The organism is Halobacillus sp. AWH4_228, from assembly GCF_056158365.1.
This window is the reverse complement of record NZ_JBSWTE010000001.1, coordinates 542,816-563,955: the sequence shown is the minus strand read 5'-3', so window position 1 is coordinate 563,955 and position 21,140 is coordinate 542,816. Positions and strand designations below refer to the sequence as shown.

Sequence of the window (21,140 nt, the reverse complement as noted above, 5' to 3'; positions counted from 1 at the left end):
ACGGCGCTTAGAAGTCACCGTCTCATCTATTAGGCGTTCTGCAGGTTTTTTTCCTGTTCCACAAGGGATGCCTTGATCAAAGCGGCCGCCCGCTGCAGTTCGTCCGTTTCCACCGTTAATGGGGGAAGCAGTCTCAGGACATTCGGCCCGGCTACAACAGCCAGCAGTCCTCTGCCTCTGAGGGAGTGGACGAGCTCAATGGCCGGCGTGTCCACCTCCACTCCGATCATCAATCCTTTTCCACGGATATCCTTGACGCTGTTTAAAGAGCCAAGCTCTTCTTGGAGCGCTTGGACGAACGTGCGTCCCTTCTCCTCTACGTCGGATAAGAAGGAAGAAACAAAAATCTCTTCCAGCGTCGCCTGCACAGCGGCAGAAGCCAGCGGGTTTCCGCCAAATGTAGAGCCGTGGGACCCGGCTGAAAAGGAAGGAGCCAGTTCTTCTTTTCCGATCATGGCTCCGACCGGAAACCCACTGCCAAGCCCCTTCGCTGTCGTTACGATATCCGGGTTCAGACCATGATGCTGGTAGGCGAACGATTTCCCTGTCCTGCCGATCCCTGTCTGTACTTCATCAATGATCATAAGTGCCCCGAGTTCGTCACACTTGGCTTCAACTGCCTTCAGAAATTCTGTGGTACCAGGGATGACGCCCCCTTCCCCTTGGATCACCTCAACCATGATGGCGGCAACTGAACCATCATGAACGCGCTCAATGGCTTCCTTGTCATTGTAAGGGAAGTATTCGAACGTCTGCAGCAGACTTCCGAACCCTTCCTGAATTTTCGCCTGACCTGTCGCACTCATCGTCGCAAAGGTCCGTCCATGGAAGGACTGTTTGAAGGAAATAATCTTTTCCCTTCCTGTATGCTTGCGGGCCAATTTAATAGCCGCTTCATTCGCTTCCGCCCCGCTGTTGCAGAAGAAGGCATAATCCAGACCCGATCCTTCACATAAAAGCTCCGCCGCTTTCTGCTGAGCAGGAATTTCGTAAAGGTTGGATACGTGCCACACCTGATCGAGCTGCTTCTGAAGGGCTTCCTGGACCTTGGGTGGACGGTGTCCGAGATTACAGACAGCGATGCCTGATACAAAATCCAAGTATTCCTTTCCTTGATCGTCCGTCACTCTTGTACCTTCTCCAGATACAATCGTTAACGGAAAACGGTTATATGTCGGAAATAAACTCATAATACGGTCTCCTTTCGTCCAGAACGGATGGAGGTTCCTTTCAAATGGCTGCCCTGTACAAGACGATCCCCGCCGCTTACAATCCACACTTCCTGAAGCCGGTCCGATAAGGCTTCTACGGCGGACTGCACCTTTGGAATCATCCCCCCATAAATGACACCTTCCTGGATGTACTGATTAATTTCCTCCGGGGTGGTACCCTCAACCAGCTCCCCTTCTACTAAAATACCGGGAACATCTGTGACAAAGAGGAGCTTTTCTGCTTGAACAGCTCTTGCTACTGCGGCGGCGGCGGTATCGGCATTGATGTTTACCGTGCGTCCGTCTGTCGTTTTTCCAAATGGAGCGACGACTGGTACGTATCCACCCTCAAGCAGGTGATCGAGCACGGATGGATCGATCTCTTTCACTTTTCCAACGAAACCAAGCTGTGCTTCGTCCACAAAGTCAGCGGTCAACAATCCGGCTTCAGATCCTTTCACACCGAGAGCCTTTATCCCTCGTCCGGCAAGCCTTCCTGTAATCTGACTGCTCACGGTACCACCGAGGGTCATCTCAACAGCCTCCATCGTATCTGCTGTCGTTTTCCTCAACCCTTCAATAAACTCCCCGTGGATCTGCAGACGATCAAGCAGCCGGCTGATAGCAGGTCCTCCACCGTGCACGATGATGCAGCGGTAATGGGTAAGGAGTTCCTGGAAACTGTCATAAAAATCGTCTGTCAGCTTATCGAGCATACTGCCGCCGAGTTTGATGACAATGGTTGGTTTATGTTCGGTAGCTGGCGTTGATTTTGACGTAGTCATACGTTAAGTCACACCCCCAGGCCGTTCCAGCTCCATTTCCTTCATCAAGGTGTATGGAAATATGCACTTCTTCATTGTCCAGATCCTCCGTTGCCTGCTCTTCTGAAAACGGACACGGCGTCCCTTTGCTGAAGACGAGCTGATCCTCAATATAAATGTCACACGCTTCCGCGTTCACTTCAGCTTCACTGTGACCAATCGCGCCGACAATCCGGCCCCAGTTGGCATCCAGCCCGTAGACGGCCGTCTTCACAAGACTTGAGCCGACTACCTTCTTAGCAATGATCCGTGCCTCTTCATCTGAACGAGCACCGGAAACGTTCACTTCGATGAGCTTGGTAGCTCCTTCCCCGTCTTTAGCGATCTGCTTGGCCAGATCCTCGCACACCAGTTGAAGGGTCGCTTGGAATGCATCCCAGTCTTCGTGATCCTCATCAAGCGGTTCATTATCCGCATGGCCGTTGGCAAGCGTCAAAACCATATCATTCGTGGAAGTTTCCCCGTCCACAGTAATCTGGTTGAACGATTTATCTATCGATTGGCTGAGCGCGCGTTGGAGCGCTGCGGGTTCAATAGCCGCATCGGTCGTAATGAAACCAAGCATCGTCGCCATATTCGGGTGAATCATCCCTGAACCTTTGGATGCGCCGCCGATGGTCACGGTTTTCCCATCAATCACCACCTGATAGCAGGCGGATTTCTGACAGGTATCTGTCGTTAAAATCGCCTGTTGAAAATCGCTGTACCCCTCTTCCGATACTTCAACGGTTTCACACCCGTAGGATATTTTCTCCATAGGAAGCTGCTGTCCGATTACACCGGTGGAAGCGACGGCTACAAAATGTTCAGGCAGACCAAAGCGTCCGGCGATCATTTTTCTCATTTCATAGGCGTTCTGCAAACCTTCTTCTCCTGTACAGGCGTTCGCTACAGCACTGTTAATGACAATCCCCTGGAGTTTCCCTGCTTCATTGACACTCTCCTGAGTCACCTTCAATGGAGGAGCCTGGAAATGACTCTGGGTATAAACGGCTGCAGCAGAAGCTGGTGTTTCACTTAGCAGAAGGGCAAAGTCTTTTTTACGGTAGCGGAGGCCGCTGTGAATCCCGCCTGCACGGTACCCTTTTGGAGACAAAATGGAGCCTCCCGTTACTTTTTCCATCTGCTTTGATTTATCCACTTGTATCAAATCATTTCTCTCCTTCTTTAGTTAGGGATAGACAGGATGTGGCGCAAGTCCTGTTCTTTCGTCAAGCTGGAATAATAGATTCATATTTTGAACGGCCTGACTGGCTGCACCTTTCATTAGGTTATCAATGACACTGACGATGGTCACCCGGTTCGTTCTTGGGTCGACCGTTACACCAATATCACAATAATTGGACCCGTATACGTCTTTCGTAGCTGGGAATTCCCCCGGCCTTCGCACACGGACGAATGGTTTGGATTCATAGTATTTGAGAAAAAGAGAATGCAGTTCTTCGGCTGTCTTTTCTTCTTTTAATGTTACATAGATCGTAGCCATGATTCCTTTCGTCATCGGAACCAGATGGGTGGAAAACGTCACCGGACGCGTGTCTCCACTCCATACAGAAAGCTGCTGCTCAATCTCCGGGATATGCTGATGCTGATTCACTTTATAAATCTGGAAATTTTCCTGGGCATGAGCGAAATGCGTCAATGGATTGGCATTTTTACCTGCTCCGGAAACACCCGATTTCGCATCGATGACAATAGATGATGGGTCAGCAAGGTTTTCGGATATCACTGGACCGAGTCCGAGCAGAGAAGCCGTCGGGTAACAACCCGGATTAGCGATCACTCCGGCTGCACGAATGGCTTCTGCATTCCATTCAGGAAGTCCGTAAACAGCTTTCTGAAGGGTTTCAACAGGAGCGGGCGGCTTTTTATACCATTGTTGATAAGCTTCAGGATCCCGCAGGCGCAGATCTCCGGATACATCGATAATTTTAGCTTTTCCTCCAAGCAGTTCAGGTGTAAGTTCCGACGACACTCCTGAGGGTGCTGCCAGGAACAGGACATCCTGCTCTTCCTTCATCTTTTCAGGGACAAGATCCTGTAATTCATGACGGCTTCCCCCTGCAAACTGAGGAAACATTTCCTCATAAACTTCTCCTGCCCTTGATGAGGAGTACAGCGTTATTTGACTGATCTGCGGATGGGTGCTGAGGATCCGGAACAGTTCCATGCCTCCGTATCCTGTCGCCCCTACAATTCCTGCTTTCAACGAAAAAACCACCTTTATGTATAAATATGATAAGGTCTGTATATTTACAATATTATTAACCCTTAGAAGTCATCTGTCAATAGGCAGCTGCCACATTCTGACGATTTTACAGTGTCGTAATCTCATAGACTGCTGTTGTTGCAATTCATCCAGCTTTTCCAGCTCAAAGTTATCCACATGTGCATAACTGACACCTATTCCTGAAAATTTCTGTTTTTATTCACATATACACACATTTATACACAAAAACCACAATCAAAGTCTTATATGCCCTTCCCTATCTAAGAAAAGGTAAGGATCTTTCCACATAAAAGGTTTGACGGTCACGTTCCGCTTATCGGTGGATGCTTGCCGCGGGCACGACCTCAGCTAACTTGGACAGGAAAACCATCTGTCCAAGTGGATCTTTGGTCCGTGCTGTTCCCGCAGGCGTCACCACCGAACGCTCCTCGAGACCTCACCTTATGACGGAATGAAAAAGAGGAGTTTTTCTGTTCACCAGAAAAACTCCTCTCTTATCCTATAAAGTCATAGGTGCGAAAAAATGTGCTTCCCCTTCACCGGAAAACCATCCGTATGGATCATAACAGCCAAAGCAGAAATCACAGGGTTGTCTATACAATGAAATGGTCCAGCATGTGCCACGCCGTTTCGGTTATTAGACGTCAAAGGTTTGGAAAACGTTGGTCTCATTCAAAGGATAAACGTTTCTCTTCGTCAGGTGGTTAATAATCACCTTATTCCGGTGTACCGACAACCCGAGGTTTGTGGAACCAACGCCATGGGTGTGGGAAATGCCGCTGTGGACATAAATATGATTGGAGTTCGGTTTCTGCTGCACCAGACGGTAATCCTCTGTCACTTTATACCGGCCCTCATCGTCCCACACCAATAGATCGGTGAGTTCCGTGACAAAGTCCGGAACATATGGCTGATAACCTGTGGCTGCAATAATTACTTCAGAATCATGACTGAATGTTTCACCCTTCTGAATATGACGGCCTTCAAGGGTGAAGCCCCCCGATTCATTTCTTTCTATTCCATTGATTTCACTGAGCACTTTCAATCCGACGTTCAATGTCTCCCGGCCGACCGAATGCTCGTATAACAAATTATAGATATCATTAATGGTATGATTGCTGATTCCTTTGTAATACAATCCCTGCCCGGCAAAAATATCATCTTTCTGCTTTTGGGGAAGCTGATAAAAATAATCCACATAATCCGGAGAAAAGTGCTCCAGACTCAACTTTGATTCTTCCATCGATTCAAATCCGGCAGAACGGGTGATCCAATCCAGCCGGTAGCCCCCGCTCTTCTGCTCTTTCAGAAGTTCGCGAAACGTTTCGGCAGCACTCTGTCCTGAACCGACCACTGTAATCGATTCCGCATTCCTGCAGTGGTCGTAGTGGGATAGAAATTCAGACGTATGAAAAACCCCCTCGCCTTCCACTTTTCGGAACGAGGCCGGCATCACAGGGACACTGCCTGTGCCGAGCACAAGGTTCTCTGCGTAATACGTGCAAACCTCCTGTGTTCCTACATCACGGACTTCAACCGTATACAACGACTTTTCTTCCTCGAGCGTCAATCCCACAACTTCTTTTCCAAACACACAGCTGGTCAGCTGTTCAGCGGCCCATTGGCAGTAATCGTTATATTCCCTCCTCGGGATATCCAGGCGCTGCAGAAAATAAAAAGGATACATCCGTCCATGTTTATTGATGTAATTCAAAAAGCTGTACGGGTTTGTCGGATCCGCCATCGTTACTAAGTCAGCGAGAAATGGGACCTGCATTTTCGTCCCTTCGATCAACATCCCTGGGTGCCATTCAAAGGCGGGCTGTTTTTCAAAAAACAGAGCCTCTACATCTTCAAGCGGCTCAGAAAGTGCTGCTAAACTGAGGTTGAATGGTCCTACCCCTACACCGATTAAGTCAAAAACCTTTTCTTGTTGCTCCATCATCCACGACTCCTTATCTGAAAAGTGATAGATTTCAGAATTTGATCTACTAGTCTTATGTTATCATATGCTCAGGATGTTCGTAGAGAGGAGAAGATATACTTGAACGATGAAGTGAAGATACATAAAAAAGAACCCGCTGCTTACATGGACGTCCTTCTGCTGGCTGATGAAAGCGAAGAGCTGATCCGGTCGTATATGAACGAGGGCGATTTCTATGCGATTACTGTAGACGGCAGAACAGCAGGGGGATGTGTATGTACGTTCCCGGAAGAATCTACCATCGAAATTAAGAATATCGCTTTAAAGGAAGCTTTCCGCGGGCAGGGAATCGGAAAAGCAGCGATTAAAAAGATTGAAGCCTTTTACAGGAGCAAAGGAAAAACAAGGGTGATCGCCGGAACATCCAACTCCAGCATTGAGAACCTCTTGTTTTACCAGAAAGCCGGCTTCCGCTTTCATTCTATAAAAAAAGACTTCTTCCTGTCCTATCCGGAACCGTTCTATGAAAACGGCATACGGGGGATCGACATGATCGTCTTTCAAAAGAAGCTTTGACAAACCAAAGAACCCCCGGAGAGCTGTTCCCAAAGAGAGATGAACGAGATTCATCCATCAAAAAACTGCCGGAAACCTTTCCGACAGCCTTAAGGATCTGCTTTGATAGATCCGTCTGCTACAGCCACCCGGATCTTCCAATGAGAAGACATGCTTCAAATCCGAATTTCACTCCATAATAAAAGAGAACAAGTCCGGCCGTTCTCTGAACCCATTTCAGCAGAGTAAAGGTCATGATGGATCTGCTGAAATGGACAATAAAAGCGAGATTCATGTTCCACAATCCGATTCCAATAAAGACCATGGAGCTGATCAAAAAAGAGTGAAGAACATCCTCTTTCTGCAGCGCACCGCTTAACACAGATCCGTAAATGCTTACCCAGAAAAGAATATTCATGGGATTGGTGCCGGCAATCAGCACGCCGCGGGCATAGGAAACCAAGGAGGCACCACGGCTGCTCCTGTTTCCTTCCGCTGCGTCCCATTCCGCTACGACAGGTTTACGGAAGCTTGTCCACCCGGCATGCGTTAAAACCAAACATCCAAGAAGCAATAAAGTAATCTGCACCCAAGACCATGACAGCACAGTGCCTGCTCCTAAAAACATCACAAACATCAGCAGTAAATCGGAAGACATCCCGCCAAGCCCTACACATAGCGCCGGCCAGAAGCCAAAGGTCAGCCCTCTCCGGATAATTTCTATGTTAATGGGTCCGACAGGCGCTGCTATAGATAATCCCAGGACAATGGAACCTGCAAGAAGAGTGACCATCCATTCTCCCCCCTGCAGATTTAATCAACGACAATGTAGGCAATCATAGGTCCGTCGGTATCGATCTCTGCGTGCGTTGTACAGATCAGCCGGTAGATGCCTTCCTTATCAAATTTCAAATCCACCACCGTTTCCTTGCCCTGCTCCACCACTCCTTTGATGTCTGTACCTTCAATATAGAAAGGATGCTCTTTCCCATTCACTCCATAAATGGATAATTGGACATCCTCTCCCTTTTCAATAAGAATTGTTCCCGGGTCCCATCGGTAGGCTTCCATTTCTGTGCCATCCGCTTTTTCGGCTTTGAATTCCCCTGTTACAAGCTGGACCACCCGCGGTTCTCCACCTGACGGGGCTGTCGTTGTCGAGACGGCACCTTTCCAAAAGAATGATCCGATAAAATAGGCGGCCAGTGCTATAACAAGGGCACCCCCGATCAGACCGATTTTCTTCGCCGACCATATCCATGCTTCCATGTTTATCCCTCCTGTAGATGTTCCTTACATATATATGCAGGTCCTCCAGGGGAACTTGTCTCTTTTTTCCCCTACAAAAAGAACAGCCGTCCGGCTGTTCTCTCTCATCCATATTAAAAAAAGAGCTTTGGATCAATCCATTCCGTATAGGACGAGGATTCATCGTCTTCGCTGAGAAGCAGGGACCGGCACCGCTGATCATAATCAAAGGGTATGGCCTGCGTATAATCCGCAGGGTACACGTCCGCATTTCTATACTGGGTGAAAGGTCGATCGAGCGGGACACCCCGGACTTGATCCTTCTTCAATTCTTCAACAACGATGCCGCCGATCTGGCGCCCCAGTCGAAGGCCCTGGTCGTTGTCGACAGGATAGTGAACACCAGCGAGCAGCCGTGACCGGGCATTTTCCTCCGCGAGCTCCCTGATTTTTTTCCTTTCTGCCGGAAAGAAGTAGGTTAATATAGCTTCTGCGGCTCCGGATACGGTTGCATGGCCGGACGGATACGAAGGATGGTCCGGTGTGCAGATGACGGTGGCCAGAGATGGATCAAGCTGGTTCGGACGCGGCACCAGCCACTTATACTTCAACGACCAGCAGACGACGAACGCATCATTCATCCCACTGAACAAAGCCCCTAACATCCGGGCAGCCCGTGGAGCTTCCACCCCATAAGTGTCGATTAAACGATCAGCAATCGGAAGCCACTGCTTGGAAGCCGGCCCCTCCCCCCAATATTTCGCTACACGGATGTCATGGTCCGTCAAACCTGCCAGTACTTTCTTCACTTTCTTTAACTCTTCCTGCCAGTGGATCGTTTCCGGGTCCTGGATCATTAAACGGATTGGCTGTCCATCAAGCCGTTTGAACCCATGCCGGCGGCTGTGGTGAATAAAATAAGTCTTCCATTCACCTGCCTCCACTTCAACACCGGAATCGAGCTTCGGAGGATGATCTTCTCCTGCGTAAGGCAGTTCCGTCCAAAGTGGATAGTTGTGATTACGGGACATACGCTTCCCCTCCCTTATGTCATACCATATGACACAGGGACCACGGTGGTGTATTTTTCACCGAGCTGATGAACGCTGAGTCCCGGACTGAGCTTGAATCAATCCCGCATATCTGCCGCGCTGTTTCATTAAGGACGTATGGGTCCCCTGCTCTACGATGGCCCCATTCTCCATAACAAGAATCACATCCGCCGATCGAATCGTATGCAGACGGTGGGCGATGACAAAACTTGTCCTGTCTTTCATCAATTCCGTCAGTCCTGCATTGATTTTGATTTCCGTCACTGTATCAATACTGCTTGTCGCTTCATCAAGGATCAAAAGTGCCGGGTCAGCGATCATGGCCCGGGCGATAGAAAGTAGCTGGCGCTGCCCGTGACTGACCCCCTTCCCATCCGAATCGAGTTTCGTATCATAGCCGTCCGGAAGCCGGACGATAAAATCATGAGCATGTGCAGAAATGGCGGCTTGCTCCACCTCTTCATCCGAAGCACGAAGACGGCCGTACCGGATGTTTTCCCGAATTGTCGTGTTAAACATGACAGCGTCCTGGAGAACGACTCCCATCTGACTGCGCAGACTGTCCCGGCGGATATCGCTCAAAGCTGTACCATCCAGCAGGATGCTTCCTCGATCCGGTTCAAAATAGCGGGATAACAAGGAGATTACAGTGGTCTTCCCTGCCCCTGTCGGTCCTACAAGGGCCACTGTCTGCCCTTGTTTCACCTTGAAGCTGATATCCTTCAAGGTATCCTGTCCTTCCTTGTAGGCGAAGGAGACATTCTGGAACTCCACTTCCCCCTGCAGAGGAATCGATACAGACCGGGATTCATCCTCGGTTTCCATCTGTTCATCCATCACTTGAAAAACTCTTTCCGCTCCTGCAGCAGCTGACAGGATCATATTGAATTGGTTGGCAAGATCATTAAGAGGCCGGGTGAACTGACGGGAATAGGTCGTGAAAGTCACAATGATTCCAATCGATATGAATCCATTGACCGCGAGAAGGCCGCCTGCTCCTACAATAATGGCAAAGCTGACGTTATTCAGCATGTTCATCAGTTTGGGGATAAACCCGGTATATACCTGCGCATAATAGCCGGACTCTCTCAACGCTTTATTTTTTTCAGCAAAGTCCTCAATGACGTGGGGTTCTCTTGAGAACATTTTTACGATGAACTGACCGGTGAACATTTCCTCTACATATCCATTCACGTCACCGAGATTCCGCTGCTGTTTCTTAAAAAAAGGGCCTGTCCGGTTCGTAATCCATTTCATACCGGCATACATGACCGGAACGATCGTCAATGTCAAAAGAGTCAGCACAGGGCTCAGCCAAAGCATCATTCCGATTGTACCCACAATGGTCAACACGCTCGTAACGAATTGGACAACCGCTGTGTTCAGCGTCCGACTTACATTTTCAATATCGTTGGTCAGACGGCTCATCAGCTCCCCCTGCGGCATTGTTTGAAAATAGATGACAGGCAGCTGCTGAACATGGGCAAATAACTGGTCCCGCATACCCTGCACAGCCTCCTGGGCAATCCCGATCATCCAGTAATTTTGGAGCCATAAAAAGACAGAGTGCATCAGATATACACCCAAGAGAAGCCCAAGCATGATGAGCAGCTGTCCTCTACCTGGATCCTCAATGACGGTATCTACTGTTCTTCCGAGCAGGTAAGGTCCGAGAAGAGAAAGACCCGCACTTAGTACAATAGCTGTTATAACGAGGAAAAAAGCCCACTTGCGTCCACTCATATAGCTCCAAATCCGTCTTAAAGTCGAACCAAATTGATCCGCCTTCTGTCCTGACATTCCGATCGAGTGATGGCGGCCTCCCCCTGCTTCCTGGCGCTTCATGACATCACCCCTTCCTTTTGTGACTCAAAGACCCGCTTGTAATAGGCATTCGTTTCAAGCAGTTCCTCGTGTGTTCCTTTCGCAGCAATCCTCCCCTGATCAAGCAGCAGAATCAGATCCGCCTGCTGGATGGAACTGATCTTCTGAGCTGTAATGAAGACCGTACAGGACTGATCATCCAGACTTTTCAACAGCTGTTTTTCCGTATGGGCATCGAGAGCACTGGTGCTGTCATCCAGCAGCAGAACAGACGGATTCCGCACTAAAGCCCGCGCAATGGACAACCGTTGTTTCTGCCCGCCGGAAAAAACGACGCCCTTCTGCCCGATTTGTGTATCATACCCACCAGGAAGTGATTCAATGAAGTCAGCTATCTGCGCCTGAGCGGCCGCCTCCCTGATTTCTGCTTCGTCCGCTCCCGGTCTGCCCCAGCTGATATTTTCACGGACCGTTCCTGAGAAAAGCTGGACCTCCTGAGGAACAAGACTGACGGACTGCCTTAACACCTCCAGGGAATAATCCTCCATATCTTTTCCGTCCAAAACAATTCGACCGGATTCTTTTTCGTATAATCGGGGTATTAAATGAAGGAGAGACGTTTTACCTGAGCCTGTTTCTCCTAGGATTCCCACGGTGCTTCCGTTCTCAGCTTCAAAGGAAATGTTGTTTAGAATACGTTGACCGCCCCGGCGGAAAGAGACATTCGAGAAATTTATTCCACCTTCGACATGGTCAAGCGAACAGGACCCGGCCGCACGGTCGGTCTCCACAGATGATAAAAGAACCTCTTCCACCCTCCCGGCAGAAGCCTGGCCGCGGGAAACCATCACAATGAGGAAGGTGAACACAGAGAATGTGAAAAGAATTCTAGTCGCATAATTGATGATGGCGACAAGCTCTCCCGGCTGCAGACTTCCGATGGCCAGAAAACCGGAGCCCGTCCATAACAGAACGAGAATGACCACATTCATGCCGAGCATGACCATCGGCATAGCGGTTTCCATCAACCAGAGCGCCTTTTTATTCTCAGCGACGAGCCCCGCATTAGCCGTGCGGAACTGCTCTTCCTCGTAATCTTTGCGATTGAATCCTTTCACAAGACGGACGGCAGATAAATTCTGTCTGATTACATTATTCAAAGCATCAAGCTTTTCCTGCACTTTTTTAAAGTACCGGACCCCTTTCATTAAAGTGAAAAATAAGAATACGAGAAATACAGGAACACCCCCGATCAAAATCATGGAAAGACGGACATCAATGGTCAGTGCCATGATAAGGGCAGAAATGATGAAAAGAGGGGCGCGAAGCCCGATTCTGACCAGCATGAAAAGCAGGGACTGCAGCTGTATGACATCGTTTGTAATTCTTGTAACGAGACTCGGTGTCGAGATCCTTTGAAATTGATCATCGGTAAAATACTGGACTTTTTCAAATAAGTCACGACGCAGGTCATGCCCCACTCCTTGACTGAAATCGGCGGCATAAAAGGAATTTGTTATCCCGGCAGCAAAGGCGGCGAACGATAACCCGAGCAGAACAAGTCCCCAGATCGTGACCTCCAATAAATCACCCGGGACAATTCCATCATCGATAATCTTCGCCATAAGGACGGGCTGAGTCAGTTCGACGATCAACTCAATCACCATCAGCAGTAAAGCGATAACTACGGATTTCTTATATGGAATGGCATAAGAAAATATTCGTTTCATATTTTTTCCTTTCCGGCTGTGTCCACTGTACAAGCTGTTCCGTATACAGCCCCTGTGTTATGTATGGTCCGACGCATGCACTTATACAAAAACCCCGAAATTTATTATATAAGTATAACTTTTGTATACCTGTACACCCCTTTTCAACAGGCTGTACAAACCAAAAACACGGACTTAGTTGTTGCTTAACCAACTATTTTTAGTTCATAATGGTCTATGTTGAAACTAACCTTTTTGTAACTACTTGTGATGTGAATAAAAAGGAAATAGAATTATAGTAATAGCGTTTTCCGATTTATCAGGAAGGTGATCCATTTGGACAATATAAAGCCAATTTTTCCGGTTACGGAAGAATTGCTCGAACTTGTGGACTTGTTGAATCAAATATCTCAATCAGAGGAAGAAAAAATCATTCCTCAAACAATGACGGTATTAAATAAAGTATATGCCCAGGGCATCATGGAAGGCTATGAAAAAGCCATGCAGAAACAGGGGCAGAAAAAATAAATGGAAAAGAGGCGGGACTGATGGGAGGCAGAGTCGGCATTAGTGTCACACTTGAGGTCGTCTGTGGGAAATGGAAGGGGTTGATTCTCTGGAAGCTTCTTCAGGCTGAATCCATGCGGTTTAATGCGCTGCGTCGTACTCTTGATGGTAATATTTCTTCGCGGATCCTGGCACGTGAGCTGAAACAGCTGATGAATGACGGACTTGTGGAAAGAATTGACCATCAGACCGTTCCGCCTCATGTTGAATACCGCTTATCCCCTTACGGCCGCTCAACAGCTTCCTTCCTCCATGCTATGAACCAGTGGGGAATCAAGCATCAGGAAGAATTGGAAGCTGCACAGCCCTATCCTGACCGGGCAGGTGACGAATCCACATCTTAAGAAAAAAGAGGCACGTTCATACACGTGCCTCTTTTCTCTTCGTCTTATTCATCTGCGGGATATAGGAGACCAATCTGTCTGCGGGCTTCCTCCATAATCCGGGCAGTGATCAACGTGTGTTCGAAGGAATTTACAGAAGACTGTTTCGCCCCCCGTCCAATGACCTCAATAAACTCAGCCACTTCATAATACATAGGAGGAAAATCACTCTCGACCGTCAGTTCTTCCCGTTTTCCGTCCCGGTATAGGATGTGGATGTTTTCCGGTTCAGAAATGTTCGGAATGATCATGGTCCCTTTTTCTCCTTGAATTTCTGAAGGAGAATGGGAGTCGATAATCTTCGAGTGCATAACGACCCCTTCCATATCGCCGTAGTCCGCTGTTACAGATCCTTGGCCGTCGACACCGGATTCCAGAAACAGGCCGTTTGCTTTAATGGAGCGTGGTGCCCCGAATAAAGCCGCCATCGGATAGATGCCGTAAATCCCTAAATCCATCAATGAGCCGTTGGATAATTCAGGTTTGAAGGCATTCAGGACCTCCCCTTGCTTATACGCGTCATAGCGGGAGCTGTACTTACAGAAGTTCCCTACATATCGGCGGACAGGGCCCAGCTTATGGAGATGCTGCTTCACCGCTGAAAATCCAGGCATCAGCGTGGACTTCATCGCTTCCATCAGGACGACCCCTTGGTTTTTGGCTGTATCAATCATACCGGCAATTTCCTGCTGGTTTGACGCCATCGGCTTCTCACAGAGTACATGTTTTCCATGCTTCATAAGAGTGACCGCATGTTCGGCGTGGAGAGCATTCGGACTGGCTATGTAGACGGCCTCGATTTCTTCACTGAGAGCCAGGTCTGCTATTTTTGTGAAACGGAGTGGAGCTCCGTACTGATCGGCGAACGCATCGGCCCGCTCCTGGTTTCTTGAATAAACCCCTGTCAATTCAAATTCCGGATGGCTGCGCCCGGCTTCAATCAGCTTTTCGGTAATGGTATTTGTTCCTATGATGGCAAATTTCAAAACGATACACCGCCCCTTCTTTATGGTCATTATACATGAAACCATAGGAAACCCCTATATTTACCGCTAGTTTTTCAACTGATTCCAGCCCAGCTCAGCCAGTTTTTCCTGTCCCTTTTTGTTCGGGTGAACATCCCGTTCTATGATATATTCCGGATGTCCTTCAAAAGCTCCATACGCATCAATCAGCGTAACAGAGGCAAAATGACGGACCAGTTGGACGAGTGATTGATACTGCTGATTAATGTAGGAGAGGGGGGCACTCAACTGATCAGAGGCTGCCGGATAGGGATTATATAAATTATAGACAAGAATTTCCCCGTCTGACAAATCGTCAATTTCAAGGATTGTCGAATACACATTATAAATAAGATCTCTGATGACAGGTGCCGCTTTCTCCAGATCCACCCCTTGTAGGTTATCGTTTTTCTTGAGGAAATTGAGCAGGTCATTCCCTCCAATATAAAGAAGGATATAATCCGAATCAGCGACCGCTTTACGGAAGACCTTATTTGTTTTCAACTCCTGAAGCAGTTCTCCTGATGTAAGTCCCGGGACACTGAGATTATTGACGGCCATGTTCCCTTTTTTCCCAATCAAATAAGGAAAAGCATAAGGTGATGGCTGTTTATTGACGGGGGTAAGGTGATACCCATATGGGATGGAGTCACCAAGCGCTGTGATCTGCTTTTCAGGGAAGCTGTAGACATGGACAGCTCCCGTCATCCATATGAGCAGAAACAGTAGTAGTCCTGTCTTCTTCATGTGTATCGTCCTTTGCTGGTTTATGTAGAAAGGCGCCGGCAGAGCCGGCCGCTTTTCTTTACTTCGCTATGAACATCTGCACCCAGTAGTTCCCATCCTTGGCATAGCCTACACCAATGTGGGTGACACTGTTGTTCATGATATTTTTCCGGTGTCCGGAGCTGTTCAGCCATCCATCCACAACGGATTTTGGAGACTGCTGGCCTGCAGCTATGTTTTCAGCCGCTGTAGAATAATCGACATCAAAGTCCTTCAGCATATCGAACGGACTGCCGTAGGTTGGAGACGTATGGGAAAAATAATCATTCTCCGCCATATCCTCTGATTTCACCTGGGCGACCTCTTCCACTTCTGCACTATTCTTCAATGGCTCCAACCCATTCTTTTTACGGGCTTCGTTTGTTAACTCGATGACCTTTTTCTGAAAATCACCGGATGCTGCCTGGCTTTCGCTTGGGCTGGAGTCTTTTTCAGTTTGGTTCTTGTTTTGCTGAGCAGACTCCGGCTGTCCTTGGTTATCCCCGGATGGTGCAGCCTGACGTTGGTCATAACGGCCTTCCTGATCGAAAAAGTACGGGCCTTCCATCCTTCCATTCGGACCATTGGGATTGATGCCCTCAAAATAGACGTTGGCATCGAAACGGCTCTGTTCATTGGAACGGGGGTCTACGGCATACCTTTGTTCCTGCTGCATGTTCTCATCTTCCGGATCGAAGGTAACCTGGTTCAAATTGTTGCGCTGACTTTCACGCGCACGTTCTTCTGTTGTATTACAAGCAGCCAGCAAGCCGAGAAGCATGATGACTGATAAGATCACAAGGATATTCTTCCTCATTTTCATCCTCCTTAAGGAATAGGTTCATCTATACTATCTGCTCTTTCCATAACCTTATCCCTGAAAAGAAGTACCAGCATCACTCTTGCTTTTCCACGAAAAAAAAGACTGCGGAACCCCACAGTCTTCGTACTTATCACCGGTGATTCAATCGGAAACAGACGACCTTCTGCTCGGTCATTGCTTCCATGCTGAAGCGCACACCTTCCCGGCCGATCCCCGATCCCTTGGTTCCACCAAACGGCATCTCATCAATCCGGTAATCACTGCTGTCGTTGATCATCAGTCCTCCAACATCCATATACTGAATAGCTTCAAACGCTTGTTGAATAGTATTGGTGAAAATTCCCGCCTGCAGCCCGTAGTTCACAGAATTGGACAATTCAATCGCTTCATCCAGACTTCTCACCGGGTGTACGAGCACAACAGGTCCGAATATTTCCTCCTTAGCCACTTTTGCATCATGCGGAACGCCGGTCAGAATGGTCGGATAGTAAAAGGCTCCTTCTCTTCTTCCACCAAGGACGATCTCCGCCCCTTCGCTGACCGCTTCCTCCACCCAGCTTTCCACCCTGAGCGCCTCTTTTTCCTGAATCATCGGCCCGACATCCGTTTCTTCCTCCATTTTATCGCCAACATGGAGAGCAGCTGACGCGGCTGCGAACTCATCAAGAAAAGCTCCATACTGCTGTTCCTCCACATAAATCCGCTGCACACCGATGCAATTCTGCCCGGCCGCTGAAAAAGCACCTGAAACGCAGGCTTTTACAGCTTCTTCCCGGTCTGCGTCGTTCAAGACGATAACAGGGGAATTGGATCCGAGCTCCATACTTAATTTTTTTGTCCCTGCTTTTTTCGTAATCGCATCACCTGCTTCGGGTCCACCGGTAAATGAGATCATCTGAACGGCCGGATGAGTGATTAAAGTGTCACCAATATCTTTTCCTGATCCTGTAATGACGGACAAATACCCTTCTGGAAGCCCTGCGGCTGTAAACGCCTCAGCAAGTTTCAAAGCACTTAAGGGGGTGACAGAGGCCGGTTTCAGGACAATCGCATTACCCGCAGCGATCGCAGGGCCGATCTTATGCGCCACTAAGTTGAGGGGATCATTAAACGGCGTAATAGCTCCGATGACACCGATCGGAAAGCGCTGATAATAGCCGACTCGGTTTTCACCGCCTTCATTCTGATCAAAATTGATGGTTTCTCCTTTTAACCGCCGCGCTTCCTCGGCACTGATTTCAATCGTCTGAACCGCCCGCTTCACTTCTCCCCTGGCTTCGGTAATCGTTTTGCTTCCTTCCAGGGCGATCACTTCAGCAAAGGACTCTTGATTCTCCCGCACGTAAGCGGCAGCTTTTTTCAACACTGTCATCCGTTCATGCGTCGGCCAAGGGCGCCGGGAAGTAAAAGCACGATGCGCCCCTTCCACCGCCTCTTCCATATCTGATTTGGAGGCGGAAGGTACTTCGGCGAGTAAACGCCCGTCCTGAGGATTGTAGACCGGGAAAGTGGAATCGGCTTCGACCCACCGCCCCGCGCACAGCATTTTTTCAACAACAGGATTCGTTTTCATGGCTCTGCTCCTTTCCTACACTTTTATTCTTGACTGCTGTTTATGGTAATGGATCAAATCAATCAACAAGGCATACCCGGTTTCCTTCAGTCCCGCTCCTGCTCCTGTCATAAAAATGGGGCCGGACATGTCACAGTCATATAAAATGGCATTCAAGGCTCCTGATACTCCCGCAAGAGGCTCATGAGCGGAGATGCGTTCCGGCTTGACCACCCCTGTAACACGGTCACCGTCCAAGGTTAATGTACCGATCAACCGCCATTTCTTTCCCGCTTTTTCCGCTTCCTGTATATCCGATGCACTCACTCCCGTAATCCCTGTACAAGGAATATCTTCCGGGGACAACGCCACACCAAAGACATGACTGGACAGGATGGCGAGTTTATAACGGACATCATAACCTTCCACATCACTGGTGGGATCAGCTTCTGCATACCCTAGGCCCTGCGCCTGCTTCAAAGCCTCTCCATAGTCCAGACCCTGCTCCATTTCCGTCAAAATATAATTGGTCGTACCATTCAGGATGCCCTTAATTTTATGGATCGTATTTCCTGCAAGTGTCTGCTCTGGGAGACGCAGCGCAGGTGTTCCGCTCATGACCGTGCCTTCAAAACCGAAAAATGCACCTTTCTCCTCCGCTTTCCGGGTCAACTCCTCATACGCATGGGCGACAGGTCCTTTATTCGTCGTGATGACACTTTTCCCATGATCCAGAGCCCGGCGGCAGTGGGTCAATGCCGGTTCGCCTGTTTCCACATTCGTATAAGTGACTTCCACGATGACGTCTGCATGAGCGTGATCGATCATCTCCAAACTGTCCCAGCCTTTAACGACACCCGCGTGTTCCGGATAGGTTTCCACAGTCCCATGATCGCTGAGCCCTTTCAAAAGAACGGGAATATCAAGCCCATCCGGATGATATACCGCCCCTTTCATAACATCACTGACTCCGACAACGACAGCATCCAAGCCATACTCCTTCCTAAGGCGGAACCTTTTCTCTTCGATGATTTCCGCAAGTGCGCGTCCGACTCCTCCAAAACCGATAAAGGCGATTTTAACAGGCATTGTCATCCCCCTCGCTTTAATAGTTCATAAGCACTCCCCAAAAGGACTTGAACACCATGGGGCAGTGCTTGTTCGTCCAAATCAAAATCGGATTGATGCAGACTTTTCTCTTCGGTCAGCCCACAGCCAAGGAAAAACATCGCACCGGGAATGGTTTTCGTGTAAAAACTGAAATCTTCACTCCCCATGCCGAAGGGTTCTTCAATAAGCTTCAGAGAACCCGCGGCTGTTTTAATGGCTGTGTTGATATCGCGGTCGTTTACAAGGGCTGGTTCTCCCCGCTGGACAGTAAGTTCATAATTCCCGCCAAGGGCTGTCACGATGGCAAGGGTCTGCTTCAATTCTTCCAGCAGCTGTTCTCGGACGGATTCCTTATAAGAACGGATCGTACCCTCCAGATAAAGCCGGTCAGGGATAATGTTTCCCGCTTCACCAGCCTGAACCCGGCCGACGCTGAGTGTCCCGACTTCCAATGGGTCCATCCGGCGCCCATTCAGGCTGTATAAAGCTCCCAGCAGCGAGGAGGCCATCCAGATTGGGTCATTCACATGCTGTGGATAGCCGGCATGGCCGCCGGAACCATGGATGACAATGGAAAATTCATCGTTGTTTGCCATACTCGGCCCGTCATGCCACTGCACTTCCCCTGGTTTACGCCACGGACACATGTGGAGCCCCACCATTTTTTGAATATCATCCAATCTTCCTGTCTGCAGCATTTTCACAGCTCCGGTTTCCCCTTTAGAGTCGCAGCATTCTTCGGCCGGTTGAAAGATCAACTTCACTGTGCCTTTGAAACGCCCTCGTTCTGCATCTTCATGCAGCAGCTGAGCGGTACCCAGCAGTACAGCCATATGGGCATCATGGCCACAGGCGTGCATCACCCCTGGAACCCTGGAAGAGAACGAATGAGTGGTCGTTTCTTGAATCGGGAGGGCATCCATATCCGCCCGCAGTCCGACCACCGGACCTTCTCCATGACGAATGGAAGCAACCACGCCATGGCCGCCTACTTTTTCTTCTACCTTAAAGAGTGGAAGCTTCTTAAGTTCCGCAGCAATCGTTTCACTCGTCCGCTTTTCCTGAAAACTGAGTTCAGGGTGGCGGTGAAAATCCCTTCTCCAGCTGACCAGCTGCTCAAACAATTGACGGGATCTCAAGGCCAAGTCCGGGTTTCTGGTCTCCACACCGCTCCCCCCCTTAAGGATTCACATAGGTTTTCAGCGATTGGAATGCCTGGGCTAAGTCTGCCTTCAAATCTTCAATGTCTTCGATTCCCGCCGAATAGCGGATCAAGCCTTCAGGAATTCCCATAGCCGCTCGTTCTTCTGGTGTACACTCCACATGACTCGTCGTTCTCGAAGGGCCGACAACGGTTTCTACAGACCCTAAGTTGGCTGCCCTATTGGCATAATTCAACTTAGGCAGTAAATCACGGACACCTGCCACTCCGCCTTTCACAGAAAAGCTGAGCATGCCACCGAATCCTCTCATCTGTTCTTTCGCTGTCTGGTGATGCGGATGCTCCGGAAGGCCTGGATAGAAGACGGCTTCCACTTCGTCAAAGGATTTCAAGTATTCAGCGATGGCTGCAGCATTCTTGTTTTGTTGATCGACGCGCAGCTTCAACGTCTTCATCCCGCGCAGAAGCAGGTAGGCAGCCATCGGGTCGAGGGTGGCTCCATTGATTTCACGGTAGTGGTAGATCGGTTCAATCAATTCTTTTCTGCCACAGACTGCTCCCCCAAGAGCATCAGCATGGCCACCGAGGAATTTCGTGGCACTGTGGATGACAAGGTCTGCCCCTAGCTCCAGTGGGTTTTGGTTGACCGGTGTCGCAAATGTATTATCGACGATGACAAGGGCACCAGCAGCCTTTCCGGCCTCAGCCATCCGCTTGATATCCGTAATCTTCACGGTTGGATTGGTCGGGCTTTCCAAGTACAACACCTTGCATCCTTTGGCAATCTCCCCTTCAATCAACTCGTGATCTCCAGTCTCACAAAGGACAACCTCGACCTGCTGTTTGGGAAGGAATTCAGTAAAGATTTTATTCGTTCCGCCGTACGTATCTTTAATGGACACCACCCTGTCGCCCGGGAACAAGTACGTACTGAGCGTATTGCTGATGGCCGCCATCCCGGTGGAAAAGCTTGTGGCCGCCTCCGCTCCTTCCAAGATACGGATTTTGTCTTCAAACGCCTGCACAGTCGGGTTGGTGTTCCTGCCATAAATATGACCGGGCTTAGCGCCTACAGCAACGTCATACCATTCATCCATGTCGTCATAACCAAAAGATACGCTGTGGACGACAGGTACCTGTGTCGCTCCGAAAGCCAGCTGTTCCTTTTCACCAGCCCAGATGGATTTTGTGCTCATT

General features: G+C 49.1%; 20 protein-coding genes. 3 read left to right on the top strand and 17 right to left on the bottom strand.

What is annotated here, in order from left to right; genetic code table 11:
* Window positions 1-29: 29 nt before the first annotated feature.
* The 5 genes from ACXADP_RS02865 to ACXADP_RS02845 form a co-directional block, all read right to left on the bottom strand.
* Window positions 30-1,190 (bottom strand): acetylornithine transaminase, encoded by a 1,161-nt coding sequence (locus ACXADP_RS02865; protein ID WP_474970780.1) that lies wholly within the window; start codon window positions 1,188-1,190, stop codon window positions 30-32.
* Entirely contained in the window at window positions 1,187-1,996 is an 810-nt protein-coding gene (gene argB, locus ACXADP_RS02860) for an acetylglutamate kinase (RefSeq protein ID WP_474969910.1), read from the bottom strand. The genes ACXADP_RS02865 and argB overlap by 4 nt, the downstream gene beginning before the upstream one ends.
* Window positions 1,959-3,185, bottom strand: coding sequence for a bifunctional ornithine acetyltransferase/N-acetylglutamate synthase (argJ, locus tag ACXADP_RS02855; RefSeq protein ID WP_474969911.1), 1,227 nt, complete (start codon window positions 3,183-3,185; stop codon window positions 1,959-1,961). Before argJ ends, argB begins: the two co-directional genes overlap by 38 nt.
* Before the next feature lie 21 nt (window positions 3,186-3,206).
* Window positions 3,207-4,244, bottom strand: coding sequence for an N-acetyl-gamma-glutamyl-phosphate reductase (argC, locus tag ACXADP_RS02850; RefSeq protein ID WP_474970779.1), 1,038 nt, complete (start codon window positions 4,242-4,244; stop codon window positions 3,207-3,209).
* A gap of 658 nt (window positions 4,245-4,902) precedes the next feature.
* Window positions 4,903-6,207, bottom strand: a complete 1,305-nt coding sequence (locus ACXADP_RS02845) for a lysine N(6)-hydroxylase/L-ornithine N(5)-oxygenase family protein (protein ID WP_474970778.1) — start codon at window positions 6,205-6,207, stop codon at window positions 4,903-4,905.
* A gap of 102 nt (window positions 6,208-6,309) precedes the next feature.
* Here ACXADP_RS02845 and ACXADP_RS02840 point away from each other — a divergent pair, with 102 nt between their 5' ends.
* Window positions 6,310-6,765 (top strand): GNAT family N-acetyltransferase, encoded by a 456-nt coding sequence (locus tag ACXADP_RS02840; protein WP_474970777.1) that lies wholly within the window; start codon window positions 6,310-6,312, stop codon window positions 6,763-6,765.
* 118 nt (window positions 6,766-6,883) lie between these two features.
* Here ACXADP_RS02840 and ACXADP_RS02835 read toward each other — a convergent pair whose 3' ends face one another.
* The 5 genes from ACXADP_RS02835 to ACXADP_RS02815 form a co-directional block, all read right to left on the bottom strand.
* Window positions 6,884-7,537, bottom strand: coding sequence for a LysE family translocator (locus ACXADP_RS02835; RefSeq protein ID WP_474969915.1), 654 nt, complete (start codon window positions 7,535-7,537; stop codon window positions 6,884-6,886).
* A 20-nt stretch (window positions 7,538-7,557) separates the two neighbouring features.
* On the bottom strand, window positions 7,558-8,013 hold the full coding sequence (locus tag ACXADP_RS02830) for a cupredoxin domain-containing protein (protein WP_474970776.1): 456 nt from the start codon (window positions 8,011-8,013) through the stop codon (window positions 7,558-7,560).
* 113 nt (window positions 8,014-8,126) lie between these two features.
* Window positions 8,127-9,023 carry a vanadium-dependent haloperoxidase gene (locus ACXADP_RS02825; protein ID WP_474969917.1) on the bottom strand — a complete coding sequence of 299 codons (897 nt, stop codon included), beginning with the start codon at window positions 9,021-9,023 and terminating at the stop codon, window positions 8,127-8,129.
* Between the two features lie 57 nt (window positions 9,024-9,080).
* The gene (locus ACXADP_RS02820) at window positions 9,081-10,889 is read right to left on the bottom strand and encodes an ABC transporter ATP-binding protein (protein ID WP_474970775.1); all 1,809 of its coding nucleotides are present in this window, start codon (window positions 10,887-10,889) and stop codon (window positions 9,081-9,083) included.
* Window positions 10,886-12,598, bottom strand: a complete 1,713-nt coding sequence (locus ACXADP_RS02815) for an ABC transporter ATP-binding protein (RefSeq protein ID WP_474970774.1) — start codon at window positions 12,596-12,598, stop codon at window positions 10,886-10,888. Before ACXADP_RS02815 ends, ACXADP_RS02820 begins: the two co-directional genes overlap by 4 nt.
* Window positions 12,599-12,913: 315 nt before the next feature.
* Between ACXADP_RS02815 and ACXADP_RS02810 the strand changes: the two genes are divergently transcribed.
* The gene (locus ACXADP_RS02810; RefSeq protein WP_474970773.1) at window positions 12,914-13,105 is read left to right on the top strand and encodes a hypothetical protein; all 192 of its coding nucleotides are present in this window, start codon (window positions 12,914-12,916) and stop codon (window positions 13,103-13,105) included.
* Window positions 13,106-13,125: 20 nt separating this feature from the next.
* Window positions 13,126-13,488, top strand: a complete 363-nt coding sequence (locus ACXADP_RS02805) for a winged helix-turn-helix transcriptional regulator (protein ID WP_474969921.1) — start codon at window positions 13,126-13,128, stop codon at window positions 13,486-13,488.
* Window positions 13,489-13,532: 44 nt separating this feature from the next.
* Here the strand turns inward: ACXADP_RS02805 and ACXADP_RS02800 are convergent, their stop codons facing one another.
* From ACXADP_RS02800 to ACXADP_RS02770, 7 genes are all read right to left on the bottom strand, one after another.
* Window positions 13,533-14,543, bottom strand: a complete 1,011-nt coding sequence (locus ACXADP_RS02800) for a Gfo/Idh/MocA family protein (protein ID WP_474972287.1) — start codon at window positions 14,541-14,543, stop codon at window positions 13,533-13,535.
* Between the two features lie 36 nt (window positions 14,544-14,579).
* The gene (locus ACXADP_RS02795; protein WP_474969923.1) at window positions 14,580-15,278 is read right to left on the bottom strand and encodes a GDSL-type esterase/lipase family protein; all 699 of its coding nucleotides are present in this window, start codon (window positions 15,276-15,278) and stop codon (window positions 14,580-14,582) included.
* A gap of 58 nt (window positions 15,279-15,336) precedes the next feature.
* Entirely contained in the window at window positions 15,337-16,113 is a 777-nt protein-coding gene (locus ACXADP_RS02790) for a CAP domain-containing protein (protein WP_474969924.1), read from the bottom strand.
* Between the two features lie 136 nt (window positions 16,114-16,249).
* Window positions 16,250-17,692, bottom strand: coding sequence for an aldehyde dehydrogenase family protein (locus ACXADP_RS02785; RefSeq protein ID WP_474969925.1), 1,443 nt, complete (start codon window positions 17,690-17,692; stop codon window positions 16,250-16,252).
* A gap of 15 nt (window positions 17,693-17,707) precedes the next feature.
* Window positions 17,708-18,760 carry a homoserine dehydrogenase gene (locus tag ACXADP_RS02780; RefSeq protein WP_474970772.1) on the bottom strand — a complete coding sequence of 351 codons (1,053 nt, stop codon included), beginning with the start codon at window positions 18,758-18,760 and terminating at the stop codon, window positions 17,708-17,710.
* Window positions 18,761-18,762: 2 nt separating this feature from the next.
* Window positions 18,763-19,947 (bottom strand): M20 metallopeptidase family protein, encoded by a 1,185-nt coding sequence (locus ACXADP_RS02775; RefSeq protein ID WP_474970771.1) that lies wholly within the window; start codon window positions 19,945-19,947, stop codon window positions 18,763-18,765.
* A 13-nt stretch (window positions 19,948-19,960) separates the two neighbouring features.
* Entirely contained in the window at window positions 19,961-21,139 is a 1,179-nt protein-coding gene (locus tag ACXADP_RS02770) for a cystathionine gamma-synthase family protein (RefSeq protein ID WP_474970453.1), read from the bottom strand.
* Between the last annotated feature and the right edge of the window lies 1 nt (window position 21,140).

Bases quoted from the DNA above. Each gene is read 5' to 3' on its own strand.
- ACXADP_RS02865 (WP_474970780.1), bottom strand. From the start codon at position 1,190: ATGAGTTTATTTCCGACATATAACCGTTTTCCGTTAACGATTGTATCT.
- argB (WP_474969910.1), bottom strand. From the start codon at position 1,996: ATGACTACGTCAAAATCAACGCCAGCTACCGAACATAAACCAACCATT.
- ACXADP_RS02845 (WP_474970778.1), bottom strand. From the start codon at position 6,207: ATGGAGCAACAAGAAAAGGTTTTTGACTTAATCGGTGTAGGGGTAGGA.
- ACXADP_RS02835 (WP_474969915.1), bottom strand. From the start codon at position 7,537: ATGGTCACTCTTCTTGCAGGTTCCATTGTCCTGGGATTATCTATAGCA.
- ACXADP_RS02830 (WP_474970776.1), bottom strand. From the start codon at position 8,013: ATGGAAGCATGGATATGGTCGGCGAAGAAAATCGGTCTGATCGGGGGT.
- ACXADP_RS02825 (WP_474969917.1), bottom strand. From the start codon at position 9,023: ATGTCCCGTAATCACAACTATCCACTTTGGACGGAACTGCCTTACGCA.
- ACXADP_RS02820 (WP_474970775.1), bottom strand. From the start codon at position 10,889: ATGAAGCGCCAGGAAGCAGGGGGAGGCCGCCATCACTCGATCGGAATG.
- ACXADP_RS02815 (WP_474970774.1), bottom strand. From the start codon at position 12,598: ATGAAACGAATATTTTCTTATGCCATTCCATATAAGAAATCCGTAGTT.
- ACXADP_RS02805 (WP_474969921.1), top strand. From the start codon at position 13,126: ATGGGAGGCAGAGTCGGCATTAGTGTCACACTTGAGGTCGTCTGTGGG.
- ACXADP_RS02800 (WP_474972287.1), bottom strand. From the start codon at position 14,543: ATGACCATAAAGAAGGGGCGGTGTATCGTTTTGAAATTTGCCATCATA.
- ACXADP_RS02795 (WP_474969923.1), bottom strand. From the start codon at position 15,278: ATGAAGAAGACAGGACTACTACTGTTTCTGCTCATATGGATGACGGGA.
- ACXADP_RS02790 (WP_474969924.1), bottom strand. From the start codon at position 16,113: ATGAGGAAGAATATCCTTGTGATCTTATCAGTCATCATGCTTCTCGGC.
- ACXADP_RS02785 (WP_474969925.1), bottom strand. From the start codon at position 17,692: ATGAAAACGAATCCTGTTGTTGAAAAAATGCTGTGCGCGGGGCGGTGG.
- ACXADP_RS02780 (WP_474970772.1), bottom strand. From the start codon at position 18,760: ATGCCTGTTAAAATCGCCTTTATCGGTTTTGGAGGAGTCGGACGCGCA.
- ACXADP_RS02770 (WP_474970453.1), bottom strand. From the start codon at position 21,139: ATGAGCACAAAATCCATCTGGGCTGGTGAAAAGGAACAGCTGGCTTTC.